16 protein-coding genes are annotated in these 18,232 nt (G+C 48.8%); 8 read left to right on the top strand and 8 right to left on the bottom strand.

Annotated elements, in window-relative coordinates; genetic code table 11:
• Positions 1–119: 119 nt before the first annotated feature.
• Both hrcA and H6G50_RS20860 read right to left on the bottom strand, forming a co-directional pair.
• Positions 120–1,217, bottom strand: coding sequence for a heat-inducible transcriptional repressor HrcA (hrcA, locus tag H6G50_RS20865; protein WP_190720817.1), 1,098 nt, complete (start codon positions 1,215–1,217; stop codon positions 120–122).
• A gap of 94 nt (positions 1,218–1,311) precedes the next feature.
• Positions 1,312–1,674: a rhodanese-like domain-containing protein gene (locus H6G50_RS20860; RefSeq protein ID WP_190720814.1), complete on the bottom strand. Its 363-nt coding sequence runs from the start codon at positions 1,672–1,674 to the stop codon at positions 1,312–1,314.
• 265 nt (positions 1,675–1,939) lie between these two features.
• Between H6G50_RS20860 and H6G50_RS20855 the strand changes: the two genes are divergently transcribed.
• The 4 genes from H6G50_RS20855 to H6G50_RS20840 all read left to right on the top strand — a co-directional run bounded on the left by H6G50_RS20855 (position 1,940) and on the right by H6G50_RS20840 (position 7,910).
• Entirely contained in the window at positions 1,940–4,099 is a 2,160-nt protein-coding gene (locus tag H6G50_RS20855) for a serine/threonine-protein kinase (RefSeq protein WP_190720811.1), read from the top strand.
• A 149-nt stretch (positions 4,100–4,248) separates the two neighbouring features.
• A complete protein-coding gene (locus tag H6G50_RS20850) occupies positions 4,249–5,739 on the top strand; it encodes a DUF3370 domain-containing protein (RefSeq protein ID WP_190720808.1) in 1,491 nt (496 codons plus the stop codon).
• A 144-nt stretch (positions 5,740–5,883) separates the two neighbouring features.
• The gene (locus H6G50_RS20845) at positions 5,884–7,164 is read left to right on the top strand and encodes an LmeA family phospholipid-binding protein (protein ID WP_190720806.1); all 1,281 of its coding nucleotides are present in this window, start codon (positions 5,884–5,886) and stop codon (positions 7,162–7,164) included.
• 71 nt (positions 7,165–7,235) lie between these two features.
• Entirely contained in the window at positions 7,236–7,910 is a 675-nt protein-coding gene (locus H6G50_RS20840) for a GerMN domain-containing protein (RefSeq protein WP_190720803.1), read from the top strand.
• A 216-nt stretch (positions 7,911–8,126) separates the two neighbouring features.
• Here the strand turns inward: H6G50_RS20840 and H6G50_RS20835 are convergent, their stop codons facing one another.
• The 3 genes from H6G50_RS20835 to efp all read right to left on the bottom strand — a co-directional run bounded on the left by H6G50_RS20835 (position 8,127) and on the right by efp (position 9,707).
• On the bottom strand, positions 8,127–8,486 hold the full coding sequence (locus tag H6G50_RS20835) for a metalloregulator ArsR/SmtB family transcription factor (RefSeq protein WP_190720800.1): 360 nt from the start codon (positions 8,484–8,486) through the stop codon (positions 8,127–8,129).
• A gap of 74 nt (positions 8,487–8,560) precedes the next feature.
• On the bottom strand, positions 8,561–9,061 hold the full coding sequence (accB, locus tag H6G50_RS20830) for an acetyl-CoA carboxylase biotin carboxyl carrier protein (RefSeq protein ID WP_190720795.1): 501 nt from the start codon (positions 9,059–9,061) through the stop codon (positions 8,561–8,563).
• A gap of 88 nt (positions 9,062–9,149) precedes the next feature.
• On the bottom strand, positions 9,150–9,707 hold the full coding sequence (gene efp / locus H6G50_RS20825; protein WP_190720793.1) for an elongation factor P: 558 nt from the start codon (positions 9,705–9,707) through the stop codon (positions 9,150–9,152).
• A gap of 187 nt (positions 9,708–9,894) precedes the next feature.
• On the opposite strand from efp, the gene H6G50_RS20820 reads away from it, so the two are divergent.
• Together H6G50_RS20820 and H6G50_RS20815 are read left to right on the top strand one after the other, a co-directional pair.
• The gene (locus H6G50_RS20820; protein WP_190720791.1) at positions 9,895–10,362 is read left to right on the top strand and encodes a MarR family transcriptional regulator; all 468 of its coding nucleotides are present in this window, start codon (positions 9,895–9,897) and stop codon (positions 10,360–10,362) included.
• A gap of 130 nt (positions 10,363–10,492) precedes the next feature.
• The gene (locus H6G50_RS20815; RefSeq protein WP_190720788.1) at positions 10,493–11,917 is read left to right on the top strand and encodes an HlyD family secretion protein; all 1,425 of its coding nucleotides are present in this window, start codon (positions 10,493–10,495) and stop codon (positions 11,915–11,917) included.
• Between the two features lie 197 nt (positions 11,918–12,114).
• Here the strand turns inward: H6G50_RS20815 and H6G50_RS20810 are convergent, their stop codons facing one another.
• The 3 genes from H6G50_RS20810 to H6G50_RS20800 all read right to left on the bottom strand — a co-directional run bounded on the left by H6G50_RS20810 (position 12,115) and on the right by H6G50_RS20800 (position 15,644).
• On the bottom strand, positions 12,115–12,519 hold the full coding sequence (locus tag H6G50_RS20810) for a four helix bundle protein (protein WP_242032922.1): 405 nt from the start codon (positions 12,517–12,519) through the stop codon (positions 12,115–12,117).
• A gap of 96 nt (positions 12,520–12,615) precedes the next feature.
• Positions 12,616–13,311: a response regulator gene (locus H6G50_RS24590; RefSeq protein ID WP_190720785.1), complete on the bottom strand. Its 696-nt coding sequence runs from the start codon at positions 13,309–13,311 to the stop codon at positions 12,616–12,618.
• Positions 13,312–13,352: 41 nt separating this feature from the next.
• The gene (locus tag H6G50_RS20800; RefSeq protein ID WP_190720782.1) at positions 13,353–15,644 is read right to left on the bottom strand and encodes a site-2 protease family protein; all 2,292 of its coding nucleotides are present in this window, start codon (positions 15,642–15,644) and stop codon (positions 13,353–13,355) included.
• A 151-nt stretch (positions 15,645–15,795) separates the two neighbouring features.
• Between H6G50_RS20800 and H6G50_RS20795 the strand changes: the two genes are divergently transcribed.
• Positions 15,796–17,370, top strand: a complete 1,575-nt coding sequence (locus H6G50_RS20795; RefSeq protein WP_190720779.1) for an MDR family MFS transporter — start codon at positions 15,796–15,798, stop codon at positions 17,368–17,370.
• A 145-nt stretch (positions 17,371–17,515) separates the two neighbouring features.
• Positions 17,516–18,193, top strand: coding sequence for a class I SAM-dependent methyltransferase (locus H6G50_RS20790; protein WP_190720776.1), 678 nt, complete (start codon positions 17,516–17,518; stop codon positions 18,191–18,193).
• Positions 18,194–18,232: the final 39 nt, after the last annotated feature.

The raw sequence follows: 18,232 nt of genomic DNA, 5'->3' as shown, positions 1-18,232 counted from the left end.
GAAGCACTAGCTCAAGCTTATGCTCAAGTGACTGAGCAGGATTTTCGTAACTGGTTTACACATTGCTGTTACTGTACCTCACTCACGTGAAAAACGCTATATAATCCCCCCAATATTTTTCAACGATCGCGACTTTTACCGCTCAACACTTCCGATAAATAATCGGCTGCCGCTTCCACCAGCGCGATCGCGTTTTCGTAGAGCATTCGCGTCGGCCCGATCGCGGCGACACTACCAACGGGAACATCATTCTGACAGTAATTTGCCGCTACCACCGCGCAAGTATTAAGCGGCAATAACGCATTTTCTGCCCCAATCCGTACCCGCGTGCGCTTGGAATCGGCAACATCCAACTTTTGTATTGTAAAGAGCGAGGGCAGCAATTGTTCCTGTTCTTTTTCCAATAACTGCAAAAGCATTTGCACCTGTTCCACTTGGGAAAATTCCGGCTGTCGCAAAGCTTCCGAGATTCCGCGCACGACAATCGTTGTTGAAGCGGGCTGCTGGCTGCGGCGCGCTACTTCTTGCAATAAGGCTCCAAATACGCCTGCATAGCGCTGAAATTCGCGATCCAATTCGCTCCAATCCAAGCTCGAAATCGCTGCTAGGGAGCGCCCGCGTAAGTGATGATTGAGGAAATTAGAGAGAATTTGCAACTCTTGCGCGATCGAGTCGCTATCCTCGCGTTCGGGGGCGAGTTCGGAGAGTTCCATCACCATCGACTGAGTTTGATAGGAATCCGTCACCACAATCAACATTACCTGTCGCGCGTCAATTTGAACGGCTTGGAGGTGGCGCAAGACTTGGGAAGCGTTTTGGGGGAGGGTAATGAGGGCAATATAACCACTTAATGTTGCTAAAATTTGAGCCGCGCGTTGTAACAATAATTCAAAATTGCCGCTGCCCCAATCTAAATTTTGGGTATAAGATTCTTGGAGTTGTAAGCGCGATTGTTCGTTAGGAGCAATTAAGCGATCGACATACATTCGATAGCCCGAATCGGAAGGAATTCGCCCTGCGGAAGCGTGGGGTTGATAGAGCAATCCGACTTTTTCTAAATTGCCCATTACGTTGCGAATGGTCGCCGAACTGACGCGAAATCCATACTCTTCGGTGAGAGTTTTCGAGCCAACGGGTTCTGCGGTGGTGACGTAGTGACGAACGGTTGCCCTCAGTACATTTTGATGGCGTTCGCTTAACTCGTACTCTGATGTCATTGTTGGAAAAAATGATTATTAAAAAGAGAAAACAGTGAATTAAAATTTATTGATAGGTGGCAGTAGATCGATGGATCGATCTAGCAGTTCGCGCTTAATATTGGGGAATGGTCGAGTCGATGCAGGCTGAATAAGCGTCAATTCCTCCAACGATGTTTTTAACATCGCTAAAACCCTGCGTCCGTAACCAATAGCACATTTGCGCCGAGCGCACCCCATGATGGCAGATAACGAGGGTTTCGACTTGGGGATCGAAACGGGTAAGAATGTCCCCAGACCATTCAGCGAATTCGCTCAGCGGCAGCACTTCAAAGCCGGGAAGGCAAGCGATCGCGATTTCCTGTGGCTCCCTGACATCTATCAATTGTAACGCGCGATCGCTCTCGATCCGGCGCTGCGCGAGTTCTTCCACAGAAATTTGAGGAATGGCTGGGTTTGAGGTTGATACTTCCGACATAAAACTCCTTTGGCTGGCTCGAGTTATTTTTTGAGTTGGGTCTGAATTTAACCGAACAATTTTGAGTGTAGCGGGTAGCACCGAAACCAAGCAACTCAGAAATGGATAATGGATAATGAATAATGGATAATGTATCGTTAGATATCTCCAAAAACCCCGATTTTTGTACAGCGTATCAAGGGTTTCAATGTAGTTTTCAGAGATGTCTATTGGCAATTAAAAAAATCGGTTGTGGACGACAGGGCTTTTAAACCCAGATTTTTCAATGTCTAAAGTAAATGGGATTCAGTCTGGAGAGATTATCGGCGATCGCTATTGCATACTCTACGAGTTAGGACGCGGGCGCTGGAGTCAGACTTATTTAGTCCGCGAACGAGAGGGAAAGTGCGAGCGAGGCGTTCTCAAGCTCTTTACGCCCGTTCTGCCGGGGGGCGAGGCGGCGGCTAAAGCAACAGTCCGGTTTGAAAATGCCGCTCGAAAGCTATCTCGACTCCAGCACCCGCAACTCTCCAAGCTGAAACACTTTTTTCCGACCTCATTTCGCGATCGCAAAAGCTGGTGTTGCGTTTACGAATGTGTTGAGGGATTGAATTACCAAGAATTCCTTCAGTTACGCTGGCAACACGGACGGCGGTTTAAGGAAGAAGAAGTTATCGAGCTTTTGCGCCAATCTTTACCCATTTTGGTTTACCTCCACCAAAAGGGTATGATTCACGGCGATTTGGCGCTGGAAAATATCATGCAGCGGCAAGCCGATAAGCAGACGGTTTTTATTGATTTTGGGGCGTTTAAACAACTGGTAGCAATATTGAACCCCTCGGATAAGAAAAAGCGGTTTTATGGGGGAATGGCGGGATACGACGCGCCGGAACGACTTCGGGCAGGAACTGCAGGACCGCAGAGCGATCTGTATGCGCTGGGCGCGATCGCGATCGCTTTACTCTCGGCTCGAGAACCGCAACAATTGCGAAATCCCGAATCTTTCAGTTGGGATTGGTCGCAAATTCCGGCGAGTGCGGACTTCCAAGAGATTTTGCAAAGGATGCTTGCCCCAGAATCGAGCGATCGCTTCTCCGATGCGGGAACGACTTTGGAAGCAGTACGTGCTTTACTCTGGGAACCGCAGAGCGAAGCCGAACCGATAGCATTAACCCAAGCAACAGTAGCCGAACCAATAGCCTTAACCCAAGCAACAGTAGCCGAACCAATAGCCTTAACACAAGAAACAGTAGCGCCCGAAATCCACGTTCCGCCCCCTTCGCTCGTACCGAGTTCGCTATCCGAGGAATCTGAGGTTCCCCGAACTGATAGCGAAACAGACAAGAGTATCGAGGAAAGTTTGGCTTCCGCTCTATTTAGCATTGAAAAGCCGAAAAGCGAGCCATCTTCCGAGGTTGTATCGACGGTCGGTTCGCATAAATCTCGCTCGCGTTCTGTAACAACTTCTCGTCAAGTCGTGCGATTCCAGAGATCGAGAGTATTGGTTAATCTCGCGCTCGTCTGTGCGTATAGCTTGGGTTCTGGGACTGCGGGCTGGTGGGCGAGTCGATTGTGGATCGATCGCAATGCTCAATTGCTGGCGAGCGAAGGAGAGGGGCGAGTTTCTCAGTCGAAGGCGTTAAACTTTTTACCCGCAGACGATCCCGAACCCGAGCCAGAAGCGAGTTTACCGGAGGCAGAACGGGAGCGAAAACTGGCACTGCGCGATCGCCGCTTGCGATCGGGTCTGAATTACGAGTTTTTTACCCAACTGACGAATGAGTTTTTTTGGGATACTTATCCATCGCAAACCGGAAAAACGCCTTCCCTAGCTCCGGAAGATAGCGTTTGGCGCGAACGCTGGGATACTATCGGAACAGACGCGATCGCTCGCCTCGAGTTTCTCAGTCTATCGGCGCGCCAACGCTTGGGGCGCTACAATACCGAGGAGCGAGACAGTATAGTCCGTGCGGCAGCCTCATTTAAGTTGAGCGAGAAAGCGCTGTTTGATGTCGCAGAAATGCTGTTAGCCTATCACTTCCCAGAAATCGCAGGTCAAACCCCCCAAAGCAGTGCGCTTTTGCAAATCGAACGAGCGACGATCGCCGATTTCCTACGAAGCCTGCGATCGCAACAGTCTTCAGCCCCGATAACGCTTGCTGCTAACGAAGCGGAGTCTCCGAGCGGAACGCTGCAACCGGGCGAGGTTAAAGTTTTCTTCCTGCAATTAGAAGCCGGTCAAACCGTCAGCGCTATACTGGATGCCGATTTGTCGGTGAGCTTCGCAGTCTATCACCCCAATGGCGATCGCCTCTTAGAAAACTCCAAACTGCGAAGTTGGTCGGGGCGAGCTTCAGAAAATGGCATTTATACCTGCATTCTCGTCTCTCAATCGCCCGTTGCTAATGCCTACAATCTCTCGCTGACAGCAACCGCCAGCAACTAAAACATCATGAAAGATAATCTTGATAAGCCAGCATTAGAGCCAGCGAGGTCAGCAATTTGAAACTTTTGCTCGTCAATCGCAACAGATCGTGCTAGCTTAGTCCAGACTGGAATTAAAAAATTCGTTCTGGCGTTTCATCTTTAGCCTGAATGTTATCGTTTTTGCCCCCGTTCGCACTCCCTGAAATCGCCCCCGCTCCCTCCTCCTACCCCATCGCCGTCCAGGAGGTCAACCAAGATTTATTAGTACCGCCGCTATCCCCCCAAGAAGCTGCGTTACTTGCCCAACGAAGGCTCGTCCAAGCGCAAGAAATTCGTCCTTTACCCGGACAACTCGATCGCGTCCCCGTCTTCAACAGTAATAGCCCGGAAGTCATTTACGATACGGGGATATTGCTCTCTACTCTTCCCCCCAGAGGGATGAGCGATGCGCGCGCTCACCTCAACTACCCACTGCAAGGACGCTTCGATATTTTCACCCACCACATCGCGCGCGGTAAAAATTCCTCAGATTGGCGGCCGATCTATCAAGGTTTGCTGGTATACAACCCCAGCAATCGCCCGGTTACGGTTTCTGTGATTCAGGGTCTCAGTTACGTGACTAACCCCGACGCGCCCTTCATCGACCTGCCCCCCACTGTTGAAAATCCCAGGGGAACGATCTTTTCCGGTCCCGGCTCGCGTTTAACTAACGATATTTTGCGAGGATTGAATCAATCGATCTTCCCAGAACGAATCCTAATTCCGCCCAAGTCGGTGCAGATGTTATTTAGTTTGCCCATTCGTCTGGGTAATGCTCGTTCGACTTTAATCCGTTTGAGAAGCGACGGGCCGGTGCATCTAGCAAGTTTGGCGATGCCCGCGCCTTTAGCAAACCCTCCTAAACTACAAAGCGGAGTCGATCCACAAGATCTGCTTAAGGTTTTAGAGATGACTCCAATTCCTGCCCGCCCCGTTGCCACTCGTTCGCCCCGTTTGGAAGAGTGGGCGCAGTTAGTGGTGCGCGGAAGCCTAGCCTACCCGCGCGATCTTGCACCCACGCCGCTGGATACTAAAACAGAAGAGACGGTTTACGGACGAGTGGCAGGGGTAGCCCTTGGTTCTCAGTGGCAAACCGTAGTAGCGGACGACCCGATCGCGCGTTCTCTCAATATTCCCCGTCCCGGCGAAGCCTTTTCCTATCCCTTAAGCACCCTTGATGGAGGGACGCTAGGTACCGGACAAATCCAGAGCGCGCCCATGTTAGTACGCTATCCCGATACGGCTTATCGCGCCCACGGGAATTATGGGATTCATTATTACTTAACCTTACCCCTCTCAAACAATAGCGACGAGCAGCGTCGAGTTGCGATCGCGTTTTCTACCCCGCTTAAAGAGGACGACAGGGACGACGAACTCGAATTTCTCGATCCGCCCGAAGATAAAATCTTCTTCCGAGGTACGGTGCAAGTCCGCTACACTGACGATCGCGGTGCAACTCAAACGCAGTTTTATCATTTAGTGCAGCGACGGGGCGAACAAGGCAAACCTTTAGTCACTTTGAGCTTGTCGCCGCGCGATCGCCGCGAGGTTAGCATTGATTTTCTCTACCCTCCTGATGCTACGCCCCCGCAAGTCTTAACGGTTAGTACCGAATTATGAATTATGAATTATGAGTGATGAGTGATGAGTGATGAACTACGAATTACGAATTACGAACTACGAATTACGAATTACGAACTACGAATTACGAATTACGAACTACGAATTACGAATTACGAACTACGAATTACATAACTGTTTATTGTGGAAATTTTAACCTTACTTCTGTCCGGGCTTCTTGCCGGTTTAACCCCTCCCGGTTTCATCGTCGATACGGTAGCCGAAAATCAAATTCGTGCCAACCTGGAGGGGGTGGAGGTTGTCGATGTGCGCGTCGATAATACACCGAGCTATCAAGTCATTGCAGGAAAAATCGATCGCGTCCGCGTTGCCACCCGAGGCGTACAATTAACCCCCCAAATTCGCGTTGCTGCCCTCGAACTCGAAACCGATCCCCTCAATGTCGATTTAGCGCAATTGCGCGGCGGTGGAAGTAATCCCCTCAAAGCTTTGCGCCAGCCCTTACAAGCGGGCGTGCGTTTGGTGTTAACAGAAGACGATTTAAACACTGCATTGCAATCGCCGATGGTGCAAGCGCGCATCCAAAAAGCGCTTGTCGGAGTTGCGGGCAATTTCTCTAAGGGTGGCGGTAACTATCGTTTAGCTAGCACTCGCATCGATCTGTTAGGCAAAAATCGACTGCGGTTTGAAGCCAATTTACGCTTGACGGGTTTGACAGCAGAAGATTTAGATCGAGTCTTAGCCGCAAAACCGCAAGATGAAGTCAGCAAGCTTCAGCAAGGCTTGCGACGAGTTGCAATGCAATTGCAAGGAACCGAAGCGTTAGACGCAGCCCAGTTGCAATCCCGCCTTTCTGCCCTCGATATTCCGCAATTGCAAGCCCGAGTCGATCGCGTCCAACAACTCAATCTCGAAGACGTGCAAGCCTTTGCTAGCGAAGTCGAAAAACTCGATTTGCCTAGTGAGTCGCAAATCTTTCCGCGCCCTCTGCCTGCGGTAGATGTAGCCGGATTGCGATCGCAGCTTACTGCCTTGCAGGGAGCGCTTGCGACTCCCCGACGCGGTGATAATCTCGCGCAACGCTTGCAAACGATTAATAAATTAACCAACGAACTGCAACAACCGCTCGAAGATCTGCGATCGTTCTTTATTGCTTTCCAAAGGATTAACGTTGCTAATGCGCGCCCCTTTACTTTAGAAGCCAAACCGCTAAAAATTAGTCTCGAATCTGGAATCGCGATCGACAGCGCCACAAAACTTCGCCTTGTCGAGCCAACCGCAGCCATCGACGACAACCCCCTACCCGCTTTTATCCTACAAGCTTTCATTGGTAGTATTAATTCTGGATTAGATTTGCGCCGCTGGGAAACCTCTGGTTACACAATACGACTTTTACAATTAGAGGTAAACGAGGATGAAATTAAAACAGCCGCTTTTGTCCGGCTCGAACCGAATGGTTTTTGAATATTGCTGGTAGCTAAAACCTTTAAGTTCGCTTTTGTATTTCGTCCTATCGCTCGCATTTTCAGTGACCTATGATTAAACCCAATTTAAAACCATCGCTTCACCTGCTCGTCGGACTCTTTGCCGTCATCTTAGCCGGTTGCGACGCGACGACAACCGAATCGACCAATTCTGTATCTCCTACTCCGTCTCCGACTGCCACAACGGTTTTGCCTTCGCCTTCGCCTTCTATCGTTCCTGCGTCTCCCTCGCCCGTCGCACGCCCAACGCCCCCGAAACCTCCCGTGCAGGCGACGAAAACATCTCAGCAAGCAGGTGCGAAGGTGTTTTGGCTCGATGCTAACGCTCAAACCGTTAAGCCGGTTCCTAGTCCGGTGGAAGGAAGTGCGCCTAAAAACGCGGCTGAATCGGAAGCTGCGCTCAATCGAGCTTTTCAAGCGTTGTTAGCTGGCCCGAAAACGGCAGCGCAAAGCTCTAGCATTCCGAAAGGAACGCGATTGTTAGGGTTGAAACAGGTGCCCGATGGGGTGAACGTTAATCTTTCGGAAGATTTTACGAAAGGGGGCGGTACGATGTCGATGACGGGGCGCTTGGCTCAGGTTATCTATACGGCAACCTCTCTCAATCCTCAAGGAAAGGTTTGGATTGAGGTGGAAGGCAATCGTTTAAATGTGCTGGGCGGCGAAGGATTGGTTCTAGAACAACCGCTAACTCGCCAAAAATTTGAACGCGATTTCGGTCTTTAGAAACTCAATAATTGACAATGGATAATGGATAATTGATAACGTTCGTACAAATTAATTGCTCTCTTGAGGCGAAGCTTCTTTTTAGGACATCAGCACTAATTGGAGGTGCAAGGGTTTGGGTGATGTCCATTGTCAATTATTCAAGACATTATCCATTGTCCATTATCAATTATCAATTCTTCCCGACGTTATCCATTGTCCATTATCAATTATCCATTATTTATAATTCATTTCCCGCGTATTAAAGTCCCGGAAGTGACGCGCTTGCTGTTCGATGCGCGTAGCGAGGCGATTGCAAACGAGGTTGCACAGTTCAAAAATGAGCGGATCTTCAATGCTGTAATAAGCAGAGGTTCCTTCGCTGCGGCGGCTGAGGATACCGGCTTGCAGCATGACTTTGAGATGCTTAGAAACGTTCGCCTGACTGGTTTGCGTGGCATCAACTAATTCTTGGACGCATTGTTCGCGATCGCGCAGTAAGTTTAACAGGCGCAAGCGCATCGGTTCGCTCAGAATACTAAAATACTCAGCGATGTATTGAACCACTTCTTGCGAGGAGGAGTCGGCAAGTTGCATTGAAATTACGCTCTAAATAAGCAGTCCCCAGATCCTAACAATTCTTTGGGAGCGATCGCAAATTGTGCGGAAACTTAATCGGGTTTAACGCGCATTAGCACTTGACCGTACTCCACAGGTTGACCGTTTTCTACCATGATTTCAACGATTTGTCCAGAAACTTCTGATTCAATTTCATTCATCAGTTTCATCGCTTCAATTATGCAAACGGTTTGTCCGGTGCGGACGCGCTCGCCAACCGCGATGAAGGGGGCTTCGTCGGGGCCTGGAGCGCGATAAAAGGTTCCTACCATCGGCGAGACAATTTCTGCCCCTTTAAACTCGTTCGCAGGCGGCGGCGATGATTCTTGGGGAGCGGGGACGACGGCGGGCAGGACGGACGCGACGGGAGCGGCACTGGGGGCTGCCGCTATGGTCGTCATCAGCGTTTCGCTCGCCGCGATGCTCGGAACCGTTGCCGCGACTCCCCGACGCACGGTTAATTCAAATTCGTCACTTTTTAAGGTCAGTTCGGCAATGTCGGTTTGCGCGATCGCGCTTAAAAGTTCCCGGAGTTGATTGATATCGATAGACACGAATTCTCTATCTCCACGTTCGATTTTAAATTTTTAACCAAGAGTTCGGCACTCGATGATGCCAAAGCTCTCAACCGAGTAACCGGAGTTACTCCCGTCCCAGGTAACTATCGTTGCGCGTATCGATTTTAATGCGCTCGCCGATGGATATAAACAGCGGAACCATGACCTGCGCTCCGGTTTCGACAATTGCCGGTTTCGTACCGCCGGTTGCCGTATCGCCTTTTACTCCCGGATCGGTTTGGGTCACTTCTAAGACGACCGAGTTCGGCAATTCGACTTCTAAGACTTGCGTTCCCCAAAATACGACATTGACTTCCATGCCGTCTTTTAGGTATTTGACGCGATCGCCGATTTGTTTTTCACTGAGGCGAGATTCTTCGTAGCTATCCATGTCCATGAACACGAATTCATCGACATCTTTATAGGTGTGCTGCATCGTCCGCTTTTCCAACGTCGCTTGCGGTACTGTTTCTCCCGCTCGGAACGTGCGCTCGACTACGCCCCCTGTTTGAACGTTTTTGAGTTTGGTGCGCACGAAGGCAGAGCCTTTTCCCGGTTTGACGTGGAGAAATTCCACCACTCGCCACACCGATCCATCTAACTCAATCGTTACACCCGGCCTAAAGTCGTTACTCGAAATCATGAAGCTTACACAGCACAGCAAAAACAATCAGGAACATTGTACCCTTGCGCGGAATTCAAAATGCAAAATTCACGAGTTGTTATTGAAAAAAAGCAAATCAAGCAAGTTGAGTCTTGACATCCCCGTTTTAATTTAGTACCCTAATAGTTAGAGTGCGAAGTAAATAAATCCAACTTTGGAGTTTGTTATGAATGCCGTGCGTACCGCTACCCCGACCCTTCAGGACTGGCAAGATGTGCTTGCCCCTCACGGCTTGGGCTATCGGATTAAACTTCTCTCTCAGCTTTTGGCGCGCAAGTTTCAAGATCGACTCGAACCGTTTGGGTTAACGCCCTTTCATTGGGTTGTGCTGTCTTGTTTGTGGCAAGAAGACGGTCTGCCGACTTCGAGCTTGGGGGAGAAACTCCAACAAGTGGGAGGAACGCTGACAGGCGTTCTCGATCGCATGGAACAACGCAACTTAATCCGACGAGAACGAGATCGACGCGATCGCCGAATTTGGCGCATTTGGCTGACTGAAGAAGGACGCGAACTAGAAACCCAACTACCACCGCTGGCTGTAACGTTACGCGAAGAAGCCTTTGCTGGAGTTTCGGGGCGCGATCGCGAAATCCTCTCAGATGCCATCGATCGCGCGATCGCCAACCTCTCCTAACAATCCCGCGCTTCTCAACCTCAAGTTTTATCCGACCCAAATCTTAAGGATCCTAATTAAAAGTCTTCTATTTAACCCTAATTAAATATTACGCATTCTAAGTAAAAGTTCTCTCAATAGCTCTACCGCCATGCAAACTCTAGATAACCCCAAAACAGCCTCTAAAGTCGAAAACCTCGATCTCGAACCGCAAGTCACTTCGAGCGAACCCGCAATCGATGAATTGCCCGCCGTACCGACTCGACGCAGCCCCAAAAAAGCAATAATATTAGCCGTTTTAGGGGTGGGCGCGATCGCTGCCGGAACCTTCGGCTACCGTTGGTGGCAGTACGCTTCGACTCACGAAGAAACCGAAAACGCCACTGTCGCCGGACAAATTTACGATATCAGCAGTCGCATTGCTGGAACCGTCGAACGAATTGACGTTAACGATAACCAACAAGTGCATCGAGGAGATGTTCTCGTCGAACTCGATTCTCAAGACGCAAAAGTAAAAGTGACGCAAGCGCAAGCCGCCCTACAAAGCGCGCAACTGCAAGCGCAAGCCGCTAAAGCAAACATCGCGCAAGCTGAAGCCAACGCCCAAGCCACGCAAACGCAGGCACAAGGAGATATTAGCGGCGCGATCGCAGCCATCGCTACCGCCCGCGCCACCGTCACCGAAGCCGAATCCGGAATCCCCGCCGCACAAGCCGCCGTCACCGAAGCCCAAGCTGGGGCTACCGCCGCCCGTGCCGCCGTCCAACAAGCCCAAGCGACTTTAGAAAAAGCCCAAACCGACTACAACCGTTACAATAGCTTGTACCAACAAGGCGTAATCCCGCGCCAACAACTCGACAGCGCCAAAGTCAGCTACGAAGTCGCCCTCGCTCAAAAAAGAACCGCCGAACAGCAAGTGCAACAAGCCGAAGCCAGAATTGCTCAAGCGCGAGAAGGCGTGAGTAGGGCGGAAGCGAAAGTTACCCAAGCGCGAGAGGGCGTAACCGGCGCGCAAGCCAAACTCGCCTCTACGCAAAGCGGATTGCAACAAGCGCGCGCAAAAGCGCAACAAACCGCAGTGAATAGCGCCCAGTACGAGGCAGCCCGCGCCGCGATCGCGCAAGCCGAAGCCAGCCTCAAAGACGCACAACTGCAACTTTCCTACACCAAAATTACCGCCCCCGCCGACGGACGCATCGGGCGCAAAGCCGTTGAAGTTGGCAAGCGCATTCAACCGGGAACGCCGTTAATGGCGATCGTGGGTAATGAGTATTGGGTGGTTGCTAACTTCAAAGAAACCCAACTCGAAAATGTTAAACCCGGGCAAGAAGTTGAAATTAAACTTGATGCCTTATCTCACCATCCTTTCAGCGGTCGCGTTGAAAGTTTATCGCCTGCTTCTGGTGCCGAATTTGCACTCTTACCGCCCGACAATGCAACTGGAAACTTTACTAAAGTCGTCCAGCGCGTCCCGGTTAAAATTGTCTTTGATGCCGAAAGTATTAAAGGCTATGAAGCGCAGGTTGTACCGGGAATGTCTGCGACCGTCAGTGTCGAACATCATGTTAATGAATAATGAATAATGAATAATGAGGGAATAAATGATGAATAATGGATAGTGAGGGATGAGTAATGAATGATGAGTAAGTAGGAGGGTGTAAAAAAATTGCGATCGGATTCGTAGGGGCGGGTTTAGCTTAAACTGTTGTTATGAGAGCGATCTAGAAATCAAAACCCGCCCTCCCCGCATTTTATTTAATTAAAACAGCCTACTTAGTTAGGGGAGAGTATTTTTGAATTGCTGGAAGTTTGAGTAGAACTTTTAACGATTTTGCAAAGTATTCTACTGACTTCAGCAGCATCCGCTTGCAAGCTTTCAAAAGCTTTAGGTTTGAGGTAGCCTGTGTCTTTGAGGAGAGAAAGCCAATATTGTACTTCTAAAGATTCTTTATAAGCAATTGACATTTTAGCTCTAAAGTCTGCTTTAGAAATCGCACCTTGTGCTTCAGCAATGTTTGCCCCAATACTTGTTCCACTGCGCAAAAGTTGTTTTGATAAGACGAATTCTTTTCGCTCGTCGCACAAATATCGATAGGCATTAACAATGCGAATTGCAAGTTTATACGCTTTCTCATAGACTACATTACCTGTCATCCCTAATCCTTCATTACTCATCATTCATTATTCATTATTAACCGTTAATCCCCATTATTCATTACTCATCATTAATCCCTTATTCTTCATTATTAATTATTCATCATTCATTATTCATTATTAACCGTTTTCTTTCCGTTCTAAAGCCGATAGCACAATTTTAAACAGTTCGTTGGGGCGACTTGTTGCCGCGATCGCGCCTCGTTTCCGTGCTTCTTCCAATTGCTCCGGCGATCGCGCTCCTGCATAAATAATGTAGGGTGTATGATTAGCGATCGCGCGCAACTTATCGAGCAATGTATATCCCGCTTCGGCATCTCCCGGTCGCCTCATATCGGAAATAATCACATCAAAATGTTGCTTTTGCACTCGTTCTAAGGCTTCTTCGGTGGAAGTTGCTAAAACGAGATAAATTCCTAACGCTTCTAGCGATCGCCGTTCGTTAATATTGCACTGCGGGCGATCGTTGACCCACAAAATACTTGACATTTCTGCACGTTTCAGCAGTTGAGGCGTAACGGTATTGGCGGTTAGATTCGCAACAACCTTTGCCTCCTTAACCGCTGTTTCAGAAACTTGGGTTTCATCGTTAGAAACTGCTGCGGCTGCTAAAGCTGCCGCTGCTTCGGCTTGTTTTCGTTTCACAAAAAGTTCAAACCCCGCCCCTTTTAAAGAAGCTTCGCTCAAATTTACGAAGAAATCGCGCAAATCGGAGCCAAAACGCACCATCACAAAGATCAGAATTCCCGGCCAGATGATGACCTCGATCAACTTTGTAATTGCATCAATGAGTTTTACAATATCGTCAATGCTCACCTTATCGGTTATTGGTTGTTGGTTCTAAGAATTAAAAATTATCAATTGTCCATTAATTCGCTCAACTCATTCGCTTTCCGTTCGTCCGCCATCGCTTGCGCTTCGTTTCCGAGTTGACGGTGTAGTTCGCTGCGGAGAGTGTAAGCGTCGGAATTTTTGGCATCGAATTTAATTGCTAGATTGCAATCGGAAATTGCCCCCTTAATATCTCCAAACTCCTGACGGCCATAACTCCGCATTAGATAACTATACGAGTCGCGAGCATCCAGCGCGATCGCAGCATTATAGTCCGACAATGCCCCCCGGCGATCGCCCAGGCGAGTTCGTACTGCGGCACGACGATGATAGATGTTCGCCTCCTTGGGTTTGAGGCGCAGCGCTTGGGTATAATCCTCGAAAGCTTTTTGTGTCTGCCGGTTGTCTTCGTGGAGGCGCGCCCGCATCAACCAAGCCCCGACATCTTGTGGCGAGAGGGCGACAATGCGATCGTAATCCGCCAGCGCGCCAACCTTATCGTGCAGGCGCATCTTCGCTTGCGCCCGTCGTTCGTAAGCTTTAATATCTTTCGGATTGGTTTGTAACACTGCGGTGTCTTTCTCAATTTGTTGTCGTTGGGCTTGGTCGAAGCGAACGCGACGCTGTTGCGGAGTTTTAGCACTTTCAGAAGCCGTTTGATAAAAACCGGGCATTGCCGCCTCCAAAGCCCCCGCAAGTCCGCCGAACAAGCTGGCAACATACAAAATGATTAACCCCAACCGCATCCCTCGCTGGCGGCGAAAATGGTGTTGATTGAGAATTAACGCTTTGGCAATGCCATATCGCTTAGCAAAAGGTAGCTTACTGTAACCCAACTGTTTTAACTGTCGGAAAATAGAAATTAGCAGTGTCTCGCGATTTTGATTGGGCTGAATTTCAATGTCTCGATGTAATTTTGCTATCATTTTAGCGCTTCGGAAACTATCTGGAATGCTGAGAGCAATCAGCAGCGCAAACATTAACATTAACGGCTCTCCTGTCAGACCGAGGAAAGCGAGAAGCAGCACGCCAATGCTTTTAAAAAAGACTCCAAGCAGGGGAATGCGAGAAAACAGAAGTAAATCAGCAATTTGCCCGCCATCGAGCGGATAAATCGGCAATAAATTAAACAGATTCAACCCGATTAACATCCAAATTGTCTCGTTCAGCCAATCCGGACGCGAGAAAGAATTTGCTGCGAACATCGCTAAACCTAAGCCTAAAATTAAACCCGGTAACGGCCCCGCCAGCAAAACCCAGACTTTTTGAGCTAAAGTGGCATCCTCTTTCTGACGGGCGGTAGCGACAGCACCGAGAAACGGAATGAAAAGAACAGCAGGATTGCGATAGCCGAATAGCATCATCGCTAGTAAGTGTCCTCCTTCATGCAAGCTTAAAACGGCAATAAAAATGAGGAGACTATAGGTAGAAAAGATTCGGGTAGAAAAGACGATAAAGAGTCCTAGACTGACCAGCAATAAAAGCGTGCGAAATTTTTGACTAACTAAGTTTTGTTGGGAAGCTTCGGTACGAAGATATTCTTCAACTTCCAATTCAACGGGGATTTCAACCGTAATTTTTGGCTCGGTCTTAGCTTGTTGATGGCGTTGTTTTAAGATAGAGCTAACTTTGTTATTGCCTCGATCGAACTGATAGCTAAGTTTCAGGGCAGGTAGAAAAGGAATATAGAAGTTCGGCGTTCCGGCAATGGGAACTAATATCTTTTCTTTTTGTAATTTCTCGAAATAAAGATTTTGGTTGCTTTGAACGGTGTCAACAAATTTTTCGGGCGAGATAAGACAAGATAGTTTTTCTTTGCTTAATTGCTGCAAGCGATCGCGATGGAGATCCCATTGGACGGATTCTTGCACCGTCCAAGCGTCTTGGAGTTCCGTATTGGGAAGCGGACATAGATAGCCATGCGCTGTGCCATTGACAGTGAGGAGTAAGCTGCGATCGCGAAAAAAGGTGTAAAACTGAATAAAAAAGAGACGGACGGGTTCGATCGGTCGATTAATCCCCGCGATCGCGTAAGTTTTTTCCGCCTTATTGTACAGTAAAACTGCCCAACTCTCGTTCGGTGGCAAAACCACCATTGACTCAATTTGTAAGTAACCACATTGCTTGAATCCAAAAGTTTCTAATGCTTGAATCGGAACTTGAAAAAGTTCTTGCAGATGCGGCGGTACTGCTTCTGCTGGCTTCAATTGATGGAGGGCGTTTTTCCATTTCAAGTTACGCAGAACGACGAACATTGAAATAAACTTAAAACTGAAGAGAAAAACCCAAAAGAGTAAGGCGTATAGTAGGTAGTACATGGTGAGAGATAGGAGATAGTCGATGAGATCGCGTACTCGAAGGAATCCGTCTTTATGCCCGCGCAACTTAAAAAAGCGTCACATCATGAAGTTCCCTCAACTTCTGGCATAATCCCTACGTTAGCAAATTTAACCCAGGAGAGCTATCGATATGAGCCAGTCCCCAGCAGCACCCGCAGCGAGCGATCGCGTTTCTTTCAAAACGTGGATTGGCGTATTAGGCGCAATTCTCGGTGCATTTATGGCCGTGTTGGACATACAAATTACCAACGCCTCGCTTAAAGATATTCAAGCCGCGTTAGGAGCAACTTTAGAAGAAGGTTCTTGGATTTCCACGGCTTATTTAGTTGCAGAAATTGTCGTCATCCCCTTAACTGGATGGTTGGCGCGCGTCTTTTCAACGCGATGGTACTTGCTCGTTAATGCGGCGCTATTTACCTTCTTTTCCGTCTGCTGCGCCTGGGCGTGGAACTTGCCCTCAATGATTGTTTTTCGAGCCTTGCAGGGCTTTAGCGGCGGCGTTTTGATTCCGATGGCGTTCACCTTGATTCTGACCAAGATTCCGCCTAAAAAGCAACCGATTGGGTTAGCAATGTTTGCGATTACTGCGACTTTTGCACCCTCCATCGGGCCGACTCTGGGCGGCTGGTTGACCGAAAATTACGGTTGGGAGTACGTTTTTTATTTGAATCTCGTTCCGGGTAGCTTATTGTTAGCAGCAGTGTGGTACGCGATCGAACCGCAACCGCTACAATTGCACCTGCTTTCTGAGGGCGACTGGGGCGGAATTGTTACGATGGCGGTTGGTTTGGGATCGTTGCAAGTAGTGTTAGAAGAAGGCAGTCGCAAAGATTGGTTTGGTTCGCCGTTTATCCTCCGCCTTAGTATTATTGCAGCGATTTTTTTGAGCTTATTTTTTTGGATTGAGTTAACGCGAAAACGTCCGTTTATTAACTTGCGGCTGCTACGACGGCGCAATTTCGGCTTGGCGACGATTGTCAATGTGGCGTTGGGTGTGGGGTTGTATGGTTCGGTGTATATTTTGCCGCTTTATTTAGCACAGATTCAGCGCTACAACGCTATGCAAATCGGCGAAGTGATTATGTGGGCGGGAGTGCCGCAGTTGTTTATCGTGCCGTTTGTCCCGAAGTTGATGCAACGTTTGGATAGTCGCTTGATGATTGGGATGGGGGTTGCCATCTTTGGGGTGAGTTGCTTTATGAACGCGGGGATGACGAACGAAACGGGAATCGACCAGTTACGATGGTCGCAGTTGGTACGCGCGATGGGGCAACCGTTGATTATGGTTCCTCTGTCTTCAATTGCAACGGCGGGAATTGAGGCGGAACAGGCGGGTTCGGCGAGTGGGTTGTTTAATATGATGCGGAATATGGGAGGATCTTTGGGGATTGCCGCACTGGCGACGTTGCTGACGCGGCGAGAACAGTTTCACTCGCAGCGGTTGGGCGAGGCAATTTCACTGTACGATCCGCAATCGCGCGATCGCATCGAACAGTTAACGCAGTATTTTGTCAGTCGCGGGGCAGATTTGGAAGCGGCAACTCAACAAGCGATCGCCTCTCTCGATAATATTGTGCGGCGGGAAGCCTATGTGATGGCTTTTAATGATTGTTTCTATTTTGTCGGCCTGACACTCTTGCTGAGTGGGATTGCCGTTCTGTTTTTTAAGAAAGTGAAAGCCGGAGGCGGTGCGGTTTCCCATTGAATAGAGTCAAAAACTTTATAGATCTTTAAGAATCCTCGATTGAATTTTTATCCTTGAAAGTGGGTACTATTCGCAGCGATTTTATCGGACTTGAGATGCCGTTAGATACAATTAAACCGAACCTATTCATCTGCTGATTTTTACGATGCAACGCATTCTCGAAGCGGAAGTTATGGATACGCCCCAAGAAGCAGCAGAATACGATTCTATGGATTTTGGGGCAGTGAATATGGATTTTGCGCGTTGCGCGATCGCGCTTTCTACCGCACCGGCTGAAGTTCTCGATGCGGGAACGGGGACAGCACGCATCCCCATACTCATTTGTCAAGAGCGCTCTCAGTGGCAAATTACAGGCATTGACTTAGCGCGATCGATGCTTAAATTGGCTTGGAAAAATGTATTGGCTGCCGGTTTAGGAGGACGTATTACTCTGGAGATCGGCGATGCTAAACGACTTCCCTACGAAGACGCTAGCTTCGATATTGTTCTATCAAACAGCCTCGTTCATCATCTCCCCGATCCGCTTCCCTTTTTTCAGGAAATTAAGCGCGTTCTTAAGCCGGGAGGTGCAGTTTTGTTGCGCGATTTGTTGCGCCCTGCTAATGTCGAAGATATTGCCCAAATTGTAGATTCAATAGGCGATACCTACAACATTCAGCAAAAGCAACTTTTTCGCGATTCACTTCATGCCGCATTTACTCTTGAAGAAATCGAGCAACTTTTAACAAAAGCTGGATTGGATGATTTAAAAATTTATCAATCTTCCGATCGCCATTGGAGCGGTATTCGCGAGCGATCGCGGATAGATGCGCTCCCTCATTAATTGATTTGAGCGTGGCTCTCGGTGAGGCGTTTCAACCTC

It is taken from the genome of Oscillatoria sp. FACHB-1406 (genome assembly GCF_014698145.1).
In the GTDB taxonomy this organism is placed as follows: Bacteria; Cyanobacteriota; Cyanobacteriia; order Cyanobacteriales; family Spirulinaceae; genus FACHB-1406.
The sequence above is the reverse complement of the archived record's forward strand: the minus strand, read 5'-3'. Positions and strand labels throughout refer to the sequence as shown.